This window comes from Neobacillus drentensis NBRC 102427 (assembly GCF_001591445.1).
In the GTDB taxonomy this organism is placed as follows: domain Bacteria; phylum Bacillota; class Bacilli; order Bacillales; family Cytobacillaceae; genus Neobacillus; species Neobacillus drentensis.
Map to the genome: position 1 here is coordinate 1 of NZ_BCUX01000049.1, position 16,852 is coordinate 16,852.

The window sequence follows — 16,852 nt, forward strand, 5'->3', positions numbered from 1 at the left end:
AATTTCCACTTATTTAGGAAATAGGACTGAAAATAGACTAAATAGACGGAGGAATTCCGACTATTGCCTCGAAAAACATGAAAGTGGGTAATTTTCCCTTGCTTAACCGGAAAACCTCCGCTTATATACCTCGAACCGAGCTCCATTATGGATTTAACCGGAAAACCTCCGCTTATTTTAAGTACCACTGGTTACTCGAACCTTTGATTCCTCTAAAGTTAACCCGTTACCCTTTTTAAAGGGTCTATTTTTTTCACATAGATGCCTGTGTTTGCATAGCCTATGAGAGAAACTTTATTTAAAGGCCCTTGTGCTGGTCTTATTGGAGTGACGGCAGTGGATATAAAAATAACGGATATTGTCGGCAGGCGTTCGTATAACTGTGATATTCTATTTCGCATAATTAATATTCGAAAAGTAAATGACCAGAAAATTGCAGTCCTATACGGAGAAGATTTTCGTCTTGTAGCTGACGCGCCATACGAGGATTTGGTCGTCGTCGACCATCTACAAAGAGTTAAGCTGGAAAAGGAGTACCGAACACTTGAGGAACAGTCTTTTAAGCTGTTTAAACAGGATGTCGAATTAATTAAGAATCGTCAGGAATATGAAGCGACTGGCGGATATGTAAAACCAAGTAATTATTTTCAAATGCCAGGGAAGGTCCTTCATATGGATGGGGATCCATCCTACTTGAAGAAATGTATGATACTGTATGAAAAAGTGGGAATCCCTGTTTTAGGTATACACTGTAATGAAAAAGAAATGCCCGAAAGAATCGGGGGATTGATTAATCTGTATCGTCCCGATATTCTCGTTATAACCGGCCATGATGCGTATTCAAAGGCAAAAGGAAAAAAGACGGATATTAATGCATATCGCCATTCTAAGCATTTTGTCCAAACGGTTAAGGAAGCACGAAAAAAGATCCCTCACTTAGATCAGTTGGTGATCTTTGCCGGTGCTTGCCAATCGCACTTTGAATCATTAATTCATGCGGGGGCAAACTTTGCCAGCTCGCCTGAACGGATTAACATTCATGCCCTCGACCCCGTTTATATAGTCGCCAAAATTAGCTTTACACCTTTTATGGAAAGAATTAATGTCTGGGACGTATTAAGGAATACATTAACAGGTGAAAAGGGACTTGGAGGTATTGATACAAGGGGAGTGTTACGAACGGGAATGCCTTATCGGCCGATTCAAGAAGAGGATGAATAAGCCTTTGCTGTCCGATAAGGCTTATTTTTTTATTTTCTTAGCCGATACATATTCCCACATATATAAGGTAACTCTAAGAATGTTGAAATTTAGTAGAAAAAGTAGAATAAAAAATATTGACAATCTTTTTGTTTGACTGATATAATTTATGTTTTTGTTTGACATAACTATGTCAGTGTGTTATACTTTACACAGTGAGGTGGACCGAATGCCAAAAACCTTAGCCGATATCAAAAAGGCTCTAGACACAAATTTAGGGAAAAGATTACTGCTTAAAGCTAACGGAGGTCGTCGAAAAACAATCGAACGTTCCGGTGTTTTAGCTGAAACTTATCCATCTGTTTTTGTTATTGAATTAGATCAGGATGAAAACTCATTTGAACGTGTTTCTTACAGTTATGCCGATGTTTTAACAGAAACAGTTCAAATTACTTTCTACGAAGATGCATCAGGACACTTAGCCTTAAATTAGTATATAAGCAATACACAGCAGTAAACAATTGTTTACTGCTTTTTGCTATTTATAAATAGTTTCATGAAAAGCTAACTTTTCTCCCATACTAAAAATGCCGTGGTATGAAAGGGGTTGTTTAGGTGGGCAGAAGAAGAAGAGGGATTATGTCCCGTCACTTTAAAGAAGAGCTTGCGAAAGAGCTTGGCTTTTATGATGTCGTTCAAAGAGAAGGATGGGGCGGCATTAAGGCAAAGGATGCAGGGAATATGGTCAAGCGTGCCGTTGAATTAGCACAAGAACAGTTAGCTGGCCGGGGTCCAAGGGGTTAACTTCTGAATAAAGCACTTCCGCTTATGAGATTAATCAATCACATACCACAGCAAGGCCAGAGGACAAGCTCCTCTGGCTTTTATTTTCTTCAAAAAATGACTTATTTCTTATAAAATTAATAATAAATTATGAAATTTGATAGGATTTCGCATATCACACGTCTTACTTTTATCGTTTTGTGGTAAAATAGGACAAAATGTGGATTTTCGGAACCGGACAATATAGAAGTAGGTGGACGTAGTGAGGCTTTTAGTAAAAGCACCGGCCAAAATAAATTTAGCATTAGATGTTTTACACAAACGCCCTGATGGCTATCATGAAGTGGAAATGATTATGACTACGATTGATTTGGCTGACCGGGTTGAACTATCATTATTAAACGAAGATAAAATACATATTCATTCTCACAATCGCTATGTTCCTGACGACCAGCGGAATTTAGCCTTTCAAGCTGCCCAGCTTTTGAAGGATAGATTCCATGTCAAAAAAGGTGTGTTGATTTCAATTGAAAAAACCATTCCTGTTGCCGCGGGGCTTGCGGGGGGAAGCAGTGATGCAGCTGCCACTTTGAGAGGCTTAAATAAGCTCTGGGATCTCGGATTAACATTGGATCAATTGGCTGAGCTGGGGAGTGAAATTGGATCGGATGTTTCATTCTGTGTCTATGGCGGGACGGCCTTGGCAAAGGGCCGAGGCGAAATGATTACCGAATTACCTGCTCCGCCGACATGCTGGGTCATCCTTGCAAAGCCGTTTATAGGGGTATCAACTGCTGAAGTATATCGAAGACTGGATATCAATGAAATGACCCATGCGGACATTCCCGGCATGATTGAAGCGATTAATGAACATGATTACAAAAAGGTGTGCAAAAATGTGGGGAACGTTTTAGAGGATGTTACCTTAAACCTCCACCCAGAAGTTGCGCTAATAAAAGAACAAATGAAACGATTTGGTGCAGATGCTGTATTAATGAGTGGCAGTGGTCCAACGGTTTTTGGTATTGTTCAGCATGATTCAAGAATGCACCGAATTTATAATGGATTAAGAGGATTCTGTGATCAAGTATTTGCGGTCCGGATGTTAGGGGAACGACACTCACTTGATTAAAAACGTACGAAAATGGTATTCTATAACTAGAATATTCGTGTTTTTGGGGGCGTATTATGAAATTTCGGCGCAGTGAACGCTTGATTGATATGACAAATTATTTACTAGATCATCCGCGACAGCTCGTACCGCTTACCTTTTTTGCCGAGCGTTATTCCTCGGCGAAATCATCGATCAGCGAAGATTTGGCGATTATTAAAGAAACATTTGAAAAAAGAGGAATTGGCACCATCCAAACAGTCCCGGGGGCATCAGGCGGAGTAAAATTCTTTGTAAAGGTAAGTCAAGAAGCAGCGGAACCCTTTATCAATGAATTGTGTGAGCTGATTGCCAATCCTGATCGACTTTTACCGGGAGGATATTTATATTTAACTGATATTTTAGGTGATCCTAACGTCGTGCAACAGGCTGGGCGGATTATTGCCTCTGCCTATACTGATGCGAAAATAGATGTGGTGATGACAGTTGCGACTAAAGGAATTCCGCTTGCCTACGCCGTGGCAAGTCAGTTGAATGTCCCCGTTGTTATTGTCCGAAGGGATAGTAAAGTAACGGAGGGGCCGACAGTCAGTATTAATTATGTGTCCGGTTCTGCCAAACGAATTCAAACGATGGTCCTATCGAAGCGCAGCATGAAACAAGATTCGCGCGTCTTGATTGTCGATGATTTTATGAAGGCTGGCGGTACGGTCATAGGAATGATTAGTATGCTCGAAGAATTTAATGGGCATTTGGCTGGAATTGCCGTTTTAGTTGAGGCCGAAAAAATTCAGGAGCGGCTTGTCGATGAATATATTTCACTCGTCCAGCTATCTGATGTGGACGTAAAGGGAAAAATGATTAATGTTCAAGCTGGGAATTATTTTAATAAATAGATGGAGGGTATTACGATGAAAACAGTTCAAACAAATCAAGCACCGGCTGCTATTGGCCCCTATTCACAAGGAATTATCGTAAATAATATGTTCTATAGCTCAGGACAAATTCCATTAACTGCTGATGGGGCCTTGGTAACCGGCGATATTAAAGAACAAGCTCATCAAGTTTTTCAAAACTTACAAGCTGTCTTAACGGCTGCAGGTGCATCGTTTGAAACGGTCGTAAAGACAACCGTATTTATTAAAAGTATGGATGACTTCGCTGCATTAAACGAAGTTTATGGTGAATACTTCTCTATCCATAAACCTGCTCGTTCATGTGTCGAGGTTGCCCGCTTGCCAAAAGATGTTTTAGTGGAAATTGAAGTGGTTGCACTCGTTAAATAACTAAATAAATTCTAATTCACTTCCAGATTTACAACTGTTCACTATTTTGCCCTAATTTTTCTAAAATATTTTGAATATAAAGAAGGATTTCAGAAAAAGTTGTTGAATTTAATTACTTAGCTTTTTAACAATCAAAAAAGGGTGTGAGCACATGGAAGTAACAGACGTAAGATTACGCCGAGTTAATACGGATGGACGGATGAGAGCAATCGCATCTATCACGTTGGACAATGAATTTGTTGTTCATGACATTCGTGTGATCGACGGAAACAACGGTTTATTTGTAGCTATGCCAAGCAAACGTACTCCGGATGGAGAATTTCGTGACATTGCGCATCCAATCAATTCCGGAACACGCGGTAAAATTCAGGAAGCTGTTTTGGCTGAGTACCACCGTTTAGGTGAATTGGAAGTAGAATTTGAAGAAGCCGGAGCTTCCTAAGGATTTTTACAACTAGGGCCTTTCTTCTAGAAGGCTCTTTTTATTGTTTGAAAACGTTAACATTCCCCGATTTCCCCTTTGAACCCCAATCCCCTGATAATTAACTAATTATTGCAAAATTAGACACTTCCCTCACATACCTTGAAAAGAGCGCCCATTTACGTTAATATTTTTAGTGGATAAAAAGGTTTATTGGAGGACTCAAACATGCATAATCGTTATGCTGTGATATTAGCCGCTGGGCAAGGAACGCGGATGAAATCTAAGCTATATAAAGTATTACACCCAGTATGCGGAAAACCGATGGTTCAACATGTGGTCGACCAAGTAATGAAGCTTAATATACAGGAAATTGTCACAATTATTGGGCATGGTGCAGAAATGGTGCAAGCACAATTAGGTGACAGCAGTAAATATGCTCTTCAGGACCAGCAGTTAGGTACTGCCCATGCCGTTAACCAGGCACAGAGCATGCTAGATGGGAAAGCAGGAGTGACGATTGTCGTTTGTGGGGATACTCCTTTAATTAAAGCTGAAACAATGGAAGCTCTTTTTAAACATCATGAAGAGTTGAATGCAAAAGCGACCATTCTTACAGCCAAAATTTCAGACCCAACGGGATACGGCCGAATCGTTCGAAACTCAGCCGGTTTAGTAGAAAAAATTGTCGAGCATAAGGATGCGTCTGAAGACGAAAGAAAGATTAATGAAATCAATACGGGTACTTATTGCTTCGATAATCTTGCATTATTTGAAGCCTTAAAGAATGTTTCTAATGACAATGTTCAAGGGGAATATTATTTACCGGATGTGATTGAGATACTCAAGATGCAAGGGGAAGTGGTCACTGCCTTTCAAACCGCCGAATTTGAAGAAACTTTGGGTGTGAATGACCGTGTGGCGTTAGCGGAAGCCGAACGAATTATGCGTATCCGTACAAATACAGCACATATGCGGAATGGGGTAACCATCATTGACCCGGCAAATACCTATATAGAAACCGATGTAGAAATAGGGCAAGATACGGTTATCTATCCGGGAACGATGATTAAAGGAAAAACAGTTATTGGTTCAGAATGTCAAATCGGTCCAAACTCTGAAATTGATTCATGTCATATTGGTGACCAAACAGTAATCCGTCAATCTGTGGCCCATAACAGCTCGATTGGCGCTCAGGTCAACATTGGGCCCTTTGCCCATATTCGTCCGGATTCAATGATTCACAACGAAGTGAAAATTGGTAATTTCGTTGAAATAAAAAAAGCTGTCTTTGGAAAAGGAAGCAAAGCCTCACATCTTAGTTATATTGGTGATGCAGAGGTAGGCTCCGATGTAAATATTGGCTGTGGTTCGATAACAGTGAATTACGATGGTAAGAATAAATATTTAACGAAAATTGAAGATGGAGTCTTTATTGGCTGCAATTCCAATCTAGTTGCCCCTGTCACGATTGGGAAAGGTGCCTATGTGGCTGCCGGTTCGACCATCACTAAAGACGTACCGGGTGAAGCTTTATCGATTGCCCGGGCACAGCAAGTGAATAAGGAAAATTACGTCCAAAAGCTGAATCTAAAGAAATAAGCGAATCAATTTAGGAGGCTATCATGTCGAATCAATATTTAGACCCAAATCTGAAGGTATTTAGTTTAAATTCAAATCTTCCTCTTGCAAGAGAAATCGCGAAATTCATCGGTGTGGAATTAGGTAAATGTTCAGTCACAAGATTTAGTGACGGCGAAATCCAAATCAATATCGAAGAAAGTATCCGTGGTGGTGATGTTTATGTAATCCAGTCGACCAGCCAGCCCGTTAATGAAAATATCATGGAATTATTAATCATGATTGATGCCCTAAAAAGAGCCTCTGCTAAAACAATTAACATTGTGATGCCATATTACGGTTATGCACGTCAGGATCGCAAGGCACGTGCTCGTGAGCCGATTACAGCGAAGTTAGTGGCAACCTTGCTTGAAACAGCAGGCGCAACCCGTGTCATCTGTCTCGACCTGCACGCTCCACAAATTCAAGGTTTCTTTGATATTCCGACGGATCACTTAATGGGTGTACCTATCTTATCGGAATATTTTAAATCCAGAGAATTTCAAGGGGACATTGTCATTGTTTCTCCAGACCATGGTGGAGTGACAAGAGCTCGAAAGATGGCTGAGCGATTAAAAGCTCCAATTGCGATTATTGATAAACGCCGCCCAAGACCAAATGTAGCCGAAGTAATGAATATCGTCGGTAACATTGAAGGGAAAATTGCCATTTTAATTGATGATATCATCGATACAGCCGGTACAATTACACTGGCTGCTAATGCATTAATTGAAAACGGTGCATCTGAAGTGTACGCTTGCTGTACCCATCCAGTCCTATCGGGTCCTGCCATCGAACGAATTCAAAATTCAAAAATCAAAGAATTAGTGATTACCAATTCGATTGCCCTTCCGGAAGAGAAAAAGATTGATAAAATTATTAACTTATCCGTTGCACCACTTTTAGGTGAAGCCATTATTCGTGTTCACGAAGAGCAATCCGTAAGTACTTTATTTGATTGATCATAAATGAAGGATCTGGCCATATCGGTCAGATCCTCCTTTTGCTTGTTTACAGTTTCCTTTTTTAAAATGAACTGTTTAAAAAATGTTTAGACCTCCCTCTTTTGGGGCATTTTTATATAGACAGTTTTTGATAAAATAGGAGGGTAACTAAACATGAGTACAGTATTACAGGCAAAAGAACGGAAGGAATTCCGCCATTCCGCATTAAAGGCAATTCGAGATACCGGGAACATCCCTGCGATCATTTATGGTGCGAAGGTCGATAATAAGCCCGTGTCGATTAGTTCAGCAGACTTAACAAAAACGATTCGTCAAGTGGGCAGGAATGGCGTCATTTCACTTGATGTTGATGGCAGCAAACAAGACGTTGTCTTAACCGATTACCAAGAGGACTCTATTAAAAAAGAGATTATTCACGTTGATTTCTTAGCTGTAGATAAGTCTTCAAAGATTAATGTGGATGTTAGACTCGTTCTCGTTGGTGAGGCAGCAGGTGTAAAAGACGGCGGCGTCTTGCAACAGCCTCTTCATCAATTAGCGGTTACTTCCACACCAGATCAAATTCCGCAGCAAATTGAAGTCGATATAACAAATCTGCAGGTAGGCGAAACGCTGACAATTGCAGATATTCTCTATCAAGGAACTTTTACAATCAACCATGAAAATGATGAGGTTGTCGCTTCGATTCTTCCACCAAAGCAGGAAGAGGAAATTAATGCAGGTGAACAGCAAGCAGGGGGTCATCCGGATAACGAAGAAGGAAGAGAGACCACACCTGAATAAAAAAGTAACAGAGTTCGGGCTAGACAACATTCAAAGTTCACTGTAAATTAAGAGTGTAAGGCGTAATCTTCTTCAGATTACGTCTTTTATCGCATTAATTAGTCATGGGAGAAAAAATGATGTTTCGTAAACTATTTAAAAGGTTGGCTAAACCGGAAGAGGTGGGACCCAAAATGAAATTAATCGTTGGTTTAGGTAACCCGGGGAAACAATATGAACATACAAGACACAATATTGGTTTTGAAGTAATTGATGCGCTGTCCAGTAAATTTACAATCCCGCTAAACCAGTCTAAATTTAAAGGACTGTATGGGATTGGTTTTCATAGTGGAGAGAAAGTAATATTATTAAAACCGCTTACCTATATGAATTTATCCGGGGAATCGATACGAGCTGTCATGGATTATTATGATGTTGACATCGAAGATTTGCTCGTCATTTATGATGATCTTGATTTGCCTGTCGGAAAGATCAGACTTCGCCAAAAAGGGAGCCCGGGCGGCCATAATGGGATAAAGTCCACAGTGGCCCATCTCGGCACGCAGCAGTTTAACAGAATAAGGATTGGGATAGACCGACCGCAAGCAGGGATGAGTGTCCCTGATTATGTTCTAGGGCGCTTTCACCCCGATGAAAAGACTCCAACTGAGGATGCCGTGAAGAAAAGTGCAGAAGCATGCTCGGCATGGCTGGAGAAGCCCTTCCTTCAGGTAATGAATGAATATAATCAGTAAATTGCACATGATACAAGCCGTTCTTTCATACAATAGAGCAATAAAACGTTAGGGAAGGATCATAAATAACAATGGTTAATCTAATTGAATAAGTTCCTCCTAGTGGGTTAATACTAATATGGAATCCTAGATTAGGGAGGGACAGGCGTGGCCATCCATTACCATTGTCATCATTGTGGTACCAAAATTGGTTCAATTGATAAAGCATCGATACACAGCGAAAGCCTCGGTCTTCATAAACTAACCGATCAAGAAAGACTAGAAATGGTTGCGTATGACTCGTCCGGCGACATTCACATCACGGCCATTTGTGAAGACTGTCAGGAAGCTTTAGAGCGGAATCCAGAGTACCATCAATACGATTTCCTTATTCACTAACCAGCTTTGGACTGAACTCCAAAGCGTTTTTCTATTTATAATTTACTAATATAAGAACGTTATTAATATGAACTTTGATGAGGAGGGGGGAGAAACTTTGAAAGCGTTAAAATCGTTATTTTTAAAGCAGGAAGATGTCCATTCCGTGATTGCGGGAGTGGAAGAGGGATTAAGAGAGCAGCTGATTGCTGGGTTATCGGGTTCTTCTAGAACCGTTTTAACGGCTTCAATCTACGAACAAATGCAAAGACCGATCATGCTCGTCACCCATAATCTATTACAAGCTCAAAAACTCTATGATGATATTGTCAATCTATTAAGTGAGAAGGAAGTTTTCCTTTTTCCCGCGAATGAGTTAATTGCTGCCGAGATGAGCATTGCCAGTCCGGAATTAAAAGCACAAAGAATTGAAGCCTTAAACTACTGGAGTAGGCATAAGAAGGGAATTTTAATTGTCCCAATTGCAGGGTTAAAGAAAATTGTTCCTCCAAAGAATGTATGGAAGGAATACCAGCTCTCGTTAAAATTAGGAGAAGATATCGATATCGAAAAAACCTTAAATACCTTTGTCAAAATGGGTTATATTCGAGAAGAAATGGTGACAACTCCAGGGGAATTTAGCGTAAGAGGCGGGATTATAGATATTTATCCACTCACCGAAGCAAATCCGCTTCGAATAGAATTATTCGACACGGAAATTGACTCCATTCGATATTTCTCTCTTGAAGATCAACGCTCGAAAGAGAAGGTTTCTGAAATGATGATTGGACCTGCTACTGAGGTATTGTTAGAAGCAGAGAATTATAGCCGCATAATTGATCAGCTGGAAGCGGGATTGGGCAAAAGCCTTCGGAAACTAAAAGATGATAATGCAAAAATGCAGTTATCGCAAAATATCAGTTTTGAACTGGAGCAGTTAAAAAACGGTCGAAAACCTGACCAAGTCTTTAAATACCTATCACTAGCCTACGATAGGGCTACTAGTTTACTAGACTATCTGCCAAGCAATGGCCTTGTATTTATTGATGAAGTCAGCCGAGTTCAAGAAATGAATGATTCCTTAGTAAAAGAAGAAGCAGAATGGTATACAAGTTTACTCGGCACAGGCCAAATTATCCATGATTTACATATATCACATGACTTAGCTGTTCTTTTGCAAAAGAAGGAAAGGCCAATTGTGTATATGTCCTTGTTTTTACGTCATGTAGCGAATACAAGTCCACAAAACATCATTAATATCTCCTGTAAGCAAATGCAAAACTTCCATGGGCAAATGCATTTATTAAAAGCGGAGATCGACAGGTGGAAGAAAAGCAATTATTCTATTTTATTCCTAGGACCGGATGAAGAGCGGGTAAAAAAGTTAGAGCGTGTGCTTGAGGACTATGAAGTTCATGCCAGCATTACGACCGGAGATCAGCAGCTGTTACCTGGCCGGGTTCAAATCATGAAGGGGAACCTGCAAGCGGGCTTTGAGCTGTCAATTCAGAAAATCGCCGTAATCACTGAGGAAGAACTATTTAATAAACGGGTCAAAAAATCTACTAATCGTCAAAAACTATCAAACGCTGAAAGAATTAAGAGCTATTCCGAGCTGAAGATAGGTGATTATGTTGTCCATGTTAATCATGGGATTGGTAAATACTTAGGCATTGAAACGCTTGTTATTAACGGAATTCATAAGGATTATCTCCATATCCGCTATCAGGGCACAGATAAACTTTATGTTCCAGTTGAACAAATCGATCTGGTAATGAAGTTCGTCGGTTCAGAAGGAAAAGAGCCGAAGATTTATAAACTAGGCGGAACAGATTGGAAAAAGGTAAAGAAAAAGGTTCAGTCCTCTGTTGAAGATATTGCCGACGATTTAATTAAATTATATGCAGAGCGGGAAGCAGCCGTTGGTTATGCCTATTCGCCGGATGGCGATATGCAAAGGGAATTTGAAACATCCTTTGCTTACCAAGAAACAGACGACCAGCTCCGCTCGATTCATGAGATTAAGAAGGACATGGAAAGACCGCGTCCGATGGACCGTCTCCTCTGCGGAGATGTGGGATATGGAAAAACAGAAGTGGCAATTCGGGCGGCCTTTAAGGCAATCGCAGACGGAAAGCAAGTGGCCTTTCTTGTGCCAACAACGATTTTGGCGCAGCAGCACCATGAAACAATGCGGGAAAGATTTCAGGATTATCCGATTAATATCGGTCTGTTAAACCGCTTCCGCTCGAAAAAACAACAAACGGAGACGCTTAAAGGGTTAAAGGCTGGGACAATTGATATTGTCGTAGGGACTCATCGCCTGCTCTCCAAGGATATTGTTTATCGTGATTTAGGGTTGTTGATTATTGACGAGGAGCAGCGGTTTGGGGTTACCCATAAGGAAAAAATTAAGAAGCTAAAAACAAATGTCGATGTGTTAACATTGACGGCAACGCCGATTCCTAGAACTCTGCATATGTCGATGCTCGGAGTCCGTGATTTATCTGTAATCGAAACTCCGCCGGAAAATCGGTTTCCTGTCCAAACTTATGTAATGGAATATAATGGATCTTTAGTAAGGGAATCGATTGAGAGGGAACTAGCCCGCGACGGACAAGTCTACTTTTTATATAACAGAGTAGAAGATATTGAACGAAAAGCAGAGGAAATCTCGATGCTTGTCCCTGATGCACGTGTGGTTTGTGCCCATGGTCAAATGACAGAAAATGAATTAGAAACGGTGATGATCGGCTTTTTAGCGGGTGAGTTTGATGTTCTTGTTAGTACGACGATTATTGAAACTGGTGTGGATATACCAAATGTGAATACCCTCATTGTCTATGATGCCGATCGCATGGGCCTTTCACAGCTTTATCAGCTCCGCGGACGGGTCGGCCGGTCTAATCGTGTTGCCTACGCCTACTTCACTTATCGAAAAGATAAAGTATTAACAGAAGTAGCAGAAAAACGTCTTCAAGCGATTAAGGAATTTACTGAGCTAGGTTCCGGTTTTAAAATTGCTATGCGGGATTTATCGATTCGTGGTGCGGGTAATTTATTGGGAGCCCAACAGCACGGTTTTATTGACTCAGTTGGTTTTGATCTTTATTCGCAAATGCTGAAAGAAGCGATTGAAGAGCGAAAAGTGGCCATTGGGGTGACGGGAGCCGCCGAAAAAAAATCAGTTGAAATCGACCTTGAAATTGATGCCTATATTCCAGATACATATATTAAGGATGGGCATCAAAAAATAGAGATGTACAAACGTTTTAGAGGTGCGGAGAACCTTAAGGATATTGAAGAGCTTGAAGAGGAAATGCAGGACCGGTTTGGTGAATATCCGGAGGAGGTTGCCTGCCTTTTCCAAATCGCAGAAATGAAGGTTTATGCCCTTTTAAATGGGGTAGAGCAAATTAAGCAGGCCAAACAGGAGGTAACCATCCTCGTGTCTGAACCGGTTACCAACACGATTGACGGAAGTAAGATTTTCCATATTGGCAGTCAGTTTGGCCGAAATATTTCTCCTGGGATGGAAGGACCAAGGCTGAAAATTGTTATCAAGGTCAAGGATTATAAAACCTCAGAATGGCTGAATATTGCCTTTGAAATGGTTAAGGGACTGTCTCAGGCGAAAAAGGGTCATGAAAACACTGTGAATTAATCCAATTTGGAATAATTGTAATATATTTGAAAAATTATTACGATTATGTATAGAACTTTCCAGATGAAAGATACTAAGTTCAAAGTTGGTGATGATTACATATAAAAGGTAATATTGTCACTCACCAAGTTGAATAATCATCAGATGAAAGTGAGGCAACATTGGATGAAAGCAACTGGAATAGTTCGTCGAATCGATGATTTGGGTCGTGTTGTCATTCCTAAAGAAATACGCAGAACTTTGCGTATCCGCGAAGGGGATCCGTTAGAGATTTTTGTTGATCGAGACGGAGAAGTCATCTTGAAAAAATATTCACCTATTAGTGAATTGGGTGATTTTGCCAAAGAATATGCTGAAGCACTTTTTGATAGCCTTGGAAACCCTGTGTTAATTTGTGATAGAGATACCGTTATTTCAATGGCAGGGGGTTCTAAGAAAGAATACTTAAATAAAAATATTAGTGAAATCGTTGAAAAGACAATGGAAGAACGGAATTCGGTGCTTTCCACTCAAAAGGGTGATATCGCTTTAGTGGATGGAAATGAAGAGGCAGTAACTTCATATACTATCGGCCCTATTATTGCAAATGGTGATCCAATCGGGGCAGTGATCATTTTCTCCAAAGAAGGAACCCTTGGCGAAGTGGAACATAAGGCAGTTGAAACGGCGGCTAGTTTCTTAGCTCGCCAGATGGAGTCCTAACAGAACTAATTCTATTTTGCAAAGTTTAAAAAGACAGCCATTGCTGTCTTTTTTATTTAGTTTAAATGCGGTTTCCCTATGCTATAATTACCTTCGAGTTTGTATTTTTTGATAGGGTGAGTGAATGAAGAAGTCTGTGAATCCATCTAAGGCTCTATTTAGAGGAGCCTTTATTTTAATGCTTGCGGCTTTTATGACGAAAATATTAAGTGCCTTTTATCGTATTCCTTTTCAAAACATTGTCGGCGATATTGGCTTTTACATATACCAACAAATCTATCCGTTTTATGGAATTGCCATTGTTCTTTCGACGACTGGCTTTCCTGTTGTCATTTCTAAGCTCTATGCGGAGCAAAAGCAAAAAGGGGATGACGATAGATCTCGCTTACTTCTATTTGTATCTTTTCTTTATTTGCAGTTCTTTGGATTTATTTGTTTCGTTATCCTTTACTTTGGCGCAGACCGTATTGCCTTGTGGATGAATGACCCCCACCTCTCCATCCTACTAAGGGTTGTCTCAATTGTGTTTTTGCTATTTCCGATCATGTCTGTCCTAAGAGGGTATTACCAAGGGATAGGGCATATGGTCCCGACGGCATTATCACAGGTGGGGGAACAAACGACACGAGTAGTGACGATCCTCTTTTTGGCCTATCTTTTTATGGAAAAAGGATATTCCCTGTATCTTGTCGGCGGAGGGGCTATGTTTGGCTCAATTACCGGCAGTATGATTTCAGGTATTATTCTGTTTATGTTTATATGGATCCGTAAAGAATGGAAGGTAATAGCGCCAAGGCGCGGGATGTTTCAAAGATATGCCGGTGATGCCAAAAAGATTCTAAAGGCACTTGTCTATCAGGGCCTGACGATTTGTATAAGCGGGATGTTTATGATCTTTATACAATTAGCTGATGCGTTGAATCTCTACTCCCTGCTAGTTGAAAGTGGGATTGAAAAGGACCTGGCCAAAAGCCTAAAGGGGATATTTGACCGCGGACAGCCGTTAATCCAGTTAGGAACCATCGCTGCTGCCTCCATGTCGTTAACCCTTGTTCCCTTAATCACAAAAGAGCGGCTGTCTGCAAAACCTGAATCATTACACCACAAAATTCAAGTTGCGCTTAAAGTGAGTATTATCTTCGGTCTAGGTGCATCATCAGGTTTATGGGCAATCATTAGACCAACAAATACGATGCTTTTTGAAAATGAAGCTGGTTCGGCAGTATTAGGGGTACTGAGTTTTGTGATTCTGTTTACATCACTTGCATCCACAATTATCGCCATTATGCAGGGCTCGGGTGTACTGTTATTTCCCGCAATCGCCGCTCTAATCATATTTCCGTTAAAATATATCTTAAACTGTCTATTCGTGCCTTTTTATGGAACAATGGGGGCTGCCATTGCATCGCTTATTTCGCTGGGATTGGTCACAGCACTTCTCTGGATTCAATTTAAAAAGACAGTAGGCATCTCGCTATTCTCGGTTCATTTTTGGAAAACTGTTATCATCGCCACTGCAGCAATGGTCCTTTTTCTAAAGGTTTATTTATTCATGTTCGGCACGGATGGTTATGGTCGCACCGAAGCTGCCTTCCAATCCTTAAGCGGAGTTATTGCAGGTGGTTTCGTCTTTTTATTGATTATTATTAGAGGTAAAGTTTTTCGTGAGGAAGAATTGGCACTTTTTCCATTTGGAAGTAAATTAATTAAATTAATCGCCCGAAAGGATAGGAAATAAAGATGGTAAGAAGAATTGAAATTCTAGGCTTAGGTGCAGGAGATTTGGAACAGCTGCCTGTTGGTGTTTATAAAAAATTACTTAATGCAAGCTCGCTATTCTTACGGACGAAAGAGCATCCGGTTGTTGCTGAACTGGAGAAAGAAGGATTAAGCTACTCTTCATTTGATTCCGTCTATGAAAAACATGATCAATTTGAGGAAGTATATGAAGAAATTGTCCAGACACTATTACAAAAGGCAGAAAACGAATCGATTGTCTATGCGGTCCCCGGACACCCGCTTGTTGCAGAGCGGGCCGTGCAGCTTCTGTTAGCTTATGGTCCAACAAGGAATATAGAAATAATCATTGGTGGTGGACAAAGTTTTATTGATGCCCTATTTACAGCTTTAAAAATAGATCCGATCGAAGGGTTTCAATTACTGGATGGCACATCCCTCAACAAAGCACAGCTGCAAATTGACCAGCATATAATTGTCAGCCAAGTATATGACCAATTTATTGCTTCTAACGTTAAACTAACGTTGATGGAAAAGTTACCGGATGATTACCCGGTATATATCGTCACGGCTGCTGGAAGCAGTCAGGAAATCATCGAAGAAGTCCCTTTATATGAACTGGATCGAAATGTATCGATTAACAATCTGACCTCCGTATATATTCCTCCCGTCAAAGAGGAACAAATTCTCTTAAAGAATTTTTCAAAACTAAGGGAGATTATTACTGAACTTAGGAGTCCGACTGGCTGCCCCTGGGATAGGGAGCAAACACATGAATCCTTAAAAAAATATTTAATAGAAGAAACTTACGAAGTGATTGACGCGATTAATAGTGAAGATATTGATCACTTGGTCGAGGAACTGGGGGATGTCCTGCTCCAGGTCATGCTGCACGCTCAAATTGGAGAGGATGATGGTTATTTTTCGATTGATGACATTATTGAGGGATTATCAGCGAAAATGATTCGCCGTCATCCTCATGTGTTTGGAAATGCCGAGGCTGATAATGCGGAGGAAGCCTTAATAAACTGGCAGGAAATTAAGAAGCAGGAGAAAGGTGATATGCATGTGCCTGCTTCTTTACTTGAAGGTGTGTCGCTGGCTTTACCGAATTTGTTAAGAGCATTCGAACTCCAAAAGAAAGCAGCAAAGGTTGGCTTTGATTGGCAGGAAATCACCCCGGCTATAGCGAAAGTGAAAGAAGAGCTCGAAGAATTTGTGAATGAATTAGACGGAACAGCCGAGGGCATGGCTCGGGCAAAGGGTGAATTTGGCGATTTACTATTTGCTTTTGTAAATGTAGCGAGATTCTTGAAGATTCACCCGGAAGAAGCCTTGTTTGAAACAAACGAAAAATTTACCCGCCGGTTTCAATTTGTCGAGGAAAAAGTAAAGGACAGCGGCAAGACCTTTGAGGAGCATACCCTGGAGCAACTGGACCAGTATTGGGATGAAGCAAAATTAAAAGGACTATAAAATAAGGGGAGAT

The 16,852-nt window shown here is 40.6% G+C and carries 16 protein-coding genes; all 16 read left to right on the forward strand.

The features are described 5' to 3' along the window. Positions 1-336 precede the first annotated feature (336 nt). The 16 genes from yabG to yabN all read left to right on the forward strand — a co-directional run bounded on the left by yabG (position 337) and on the right by yabN (position 16,839). Entirely contained in the window at positions 337-1,221 is an 885-nt protein-coding gene (gene yabG / locus BDR01S_RS19205; RefSeq protein ID WP_066249241.1) for a sporulation peptidase YabG, read from the forward strand. A 208-nt stretch (positions 1,222-1,429) separates the two neighbouring features. Continuing rightward, positions 1,430-1,693: a biofilm formation stimulator Veg gene (veg, locus tag BDR01S_RS19210; RefSeq protein WP_066249244.1), complete on the forward strand. Its 264-nt coding sequence runs from the start codon at positions 1,430-1,432 to the stop codon at positions 1,691-1,693. A 146-nt stretch (positions 1,694-1,839) separates the two neighbouring features. Next, positions 1,840-2,004, forward strand: a complete 165-nt coding sequence (locus BDR01S_RS19215) for a small, acid-soluble spore protein, alpha/beta type (RefSeq protein WP_066259543.1) — start codon at positions 1,840-1,842, stop codon at positions 2,002-2,004. Positions 2,005-2,245: 241 nt separating this feature from the next. Then, positions 2,246-3,115 (forward strand): 4-(cytidine 5'-diphospho)-2-C-methyl-D-erythritol kinase, encoded by an 870-nt coding sequence (gene ispE, locus BDR01S_RS19220; protein ID WP_066249247.1) that lies wholly within the window; start codon positions 2,246-2,248, stop codon positions 3,113-3,115. Between the two features lie 56 nt (positions 3,116-3,171). Beyond that, complete coding sequence (gene purR / locus BDR01S_RS19225; RefSeq protein ID WP_066249249.1) at positions 3,172-3,990, forward strand: pur operon repressor; 819 nt, start codon at positions 3,172-3,174, stop codon at positions 3,988-3,990. Positions 3,991-4,005: 15 nt separating this feature from the next. Continuing rightward, the gene (locus BDR01S_RS19230; protein WP_066249251.1) at positions 4,006-4,380 is read left to right on the forward strand and encodes a RidA family protein; all 375 of its coding nucleotides are present in this window, start codon (positions 4,006-4,008) and stop codon (positions 4,378-4,380) included. A 151-nt stretch (positions 4,381-4,531) separates the two neighbouring features. Further along, entirely contained in the window at positions 4,532-4,822 is a 291-nt protein-coding gene (gene spoVG, locus BDR01S_RS19235) for a septation regulator SpoVG (protein ID WP_003347151.1), read from the forward strand. A 207-nt stretch (positions 4,823-5,029) separates the two neighbouring features. Beyond that, a complete protein-coding gene (gene glmU, locus BDR01S_RS19240) occupies positions 5,030-6,403 on the forward strand; it encodes a bifunctional UDP-N-acetylglucosamine diphosphorylase/glucosamine-1-phosphate N-acetyltransferase GlmU (RefSeq protein WP_066249253.1) in 1,374 nt (457 codons plus the stop codon). 23 nt (positions 6,404-6,426) lie between these two features. Then, positions 6,427-7,383: a ribose-phosphate diphosphokinase gene (locus BDR01S_RS19245; RefSeq protein WP_066249256.1), complete on the forward strand. Its 957-nt coding sequence runs from the start codon at positions 6,427-6,429 to the stop codon at positions 7,381-7,383. 156 nt (positions 7,384-7,539) lie between these two features. Next, the gene (locus BDR01S_RS19250; protein WP_066249258.1) at positions 7,540-8,169 is read left to right on the forward strand and encodes a 50S ribosomal protein L25/general stress protein Ctc; all 630 of its coding nucleotides are present in this window, start codon (positions 7,540-7,542) and stop codon (positions 8,167-8,169) included. Positions 8,170-8,342: 173 nt separating this feature from the next. Continuing rightward, positions 8,343-8,903: an aminoacyl-tRNA hydrolase gene (gene pth / locus BDR01S_RS19255; protein WP_066259545.1), complete on the forward strand. Its 561-nt coding sequence runs from the start codon at positions 8,343-8,345 to the stop codon at positions 8,901-8,903. Between the two features lie 147 nt (positions 8,904-9,050). Further along, positions 9,051-9,281, forward strand: a complete 231-nt coding sequence (fin, locus tag BDR01S_RS19260) for an anti-sigma-F factor Fin (RefSeq protein WP_066249261.1) — start codon at positions 9,051-9,053, stop codon at positions 9,279-9,281. Positions 9,282-9,378: 97 nt separating this feature from the next. Then, complete coding sequence (gene mfd / locus BDR01S_RS19265) at positions 9,379-12,924, forward strand: transcription-repair coupling factor (RefSeq protein ID WP_066249264.1); 3,546 nt, start codon at positions 9,379-9,381, stop codon at positions 12,922-12,924. Positions 12,925-13,089: 165 nt separating this feature from the next. Beyond that, positions 13,090-13,626 (forward strand): stage V sporulation protein T, encoded by a 537-nt coding sequence (gene spoVT / locus BDR01S_RS19270; RefSeq protein WP_066249267.1) that lies wholly within the window; start codon positions 13,090-13,092, stop codon positions 13,624-13,626. 124 nt (positions 13,627-13,750) lie between these two features. Continuing rightward, positions 13,751-15,364: a putative polysaccharide biosynthesis protein gene (locus BDR01S_RS19275; protein WP_066249269.1), complete on the forward strand. Its 1,614-nt coding sequence runs from the start codon at positions 13,751-13,753 to the stop codon at positions 15,362-15,364. A gap of 2 nt (positions 15,365-15,366) precedes the next feature. Continuing rightward, complete coding sequence (gene yabN, locus BDR01S_RS19280; RefSeq protein ID WP_066249271.1) at positions 15,367-16,839, forward strand: bifunctional methyltransferase/pyrophosphohydrolase YabN; 1,473 nt, start codon at positions 15,367-15,369, stop codon at positions 16,837-16,839. Positions 16,840-16,852: the final 13 nt, after the last annotated feature.

Coding starts and splice junctions, on each gene's coding strand:
- veg (WP_066249244.1), top strand. CDS start 1,430: ATGCCAAAAACCTTAGCCGATATCAAAAAGGCTCTAGACACAAATTTA.
- spoVG (WP_003347151.1), top strand. CDS start 4,532: ATGGAAGTAACAGACGTAAGATTACGCCGAGTTAATACGGATGGACGG.
- BDR01S_RS19275 (WP_066249269.1), top strand. CDS start 13,751: ATGAAGAAGTCTGTGAATCCATCTAAGGCTCTATTTAGAGGAGCCTTT.
- BDR01S_RS19215 (WP_066259543.1), top strand. CDS start 1,840: ATGTCCCGTCACTTTAAAGAAGAGCTTGCGAAAGAGCTTGGCTTTTAT.
- BDR01S_RS19230 (WP_066249251.1), top strand. CDS start 4,006: ATGAAAACAGTTCAAACAAATCAAGCACCGGCTGCTATTGGCCCCTAT.
- purR (WP_066249249.1), top strand. CDS start 3,172: ATGAAATTTCGGCGCAGTGAACGCTTGATTGATATGACAAATTATTTA.
- spoVT (WP_066249267.1), top strand. CDS start 13,090: ATGAAAGCAACTGGAATAGTTCGTCGAATCGATGATTTGGGTCGTGTT.
- pth (WP_066259545.1), top strand. CDS start 8,343: ATGAAATTAATCGTTGGTTTAGGTAACCCGGGGAAACAATATGAACAT.
- glmU (WP_066249253.1), top strand. CDS start 5,030: ATGCATAATCGTTATGCTGTGATATTAGCCGCTGGGCAAGGAACGCGG.
- yabN (WP_066249271.1), top strand. CDS start 15,367: ATGGTAAGAAGAATTGAAATTCTAGGCTTAGGTGCAGGAGATTTGGAA.
- BDR01S_RS19250 (WP_066249258.1), top strand. CDS start 7,540: ATGAGTACAGTATTACAGGCAAAAGAACGGAAGGAATTCCGCCATTCC.
- BDR01S_RS19245 (WP_066249256.1), top strand. CDS start 6,427: ATGTCGAATCAATATTTAGACCCAAATCTGAAGGTATTTAGTTTAAAT.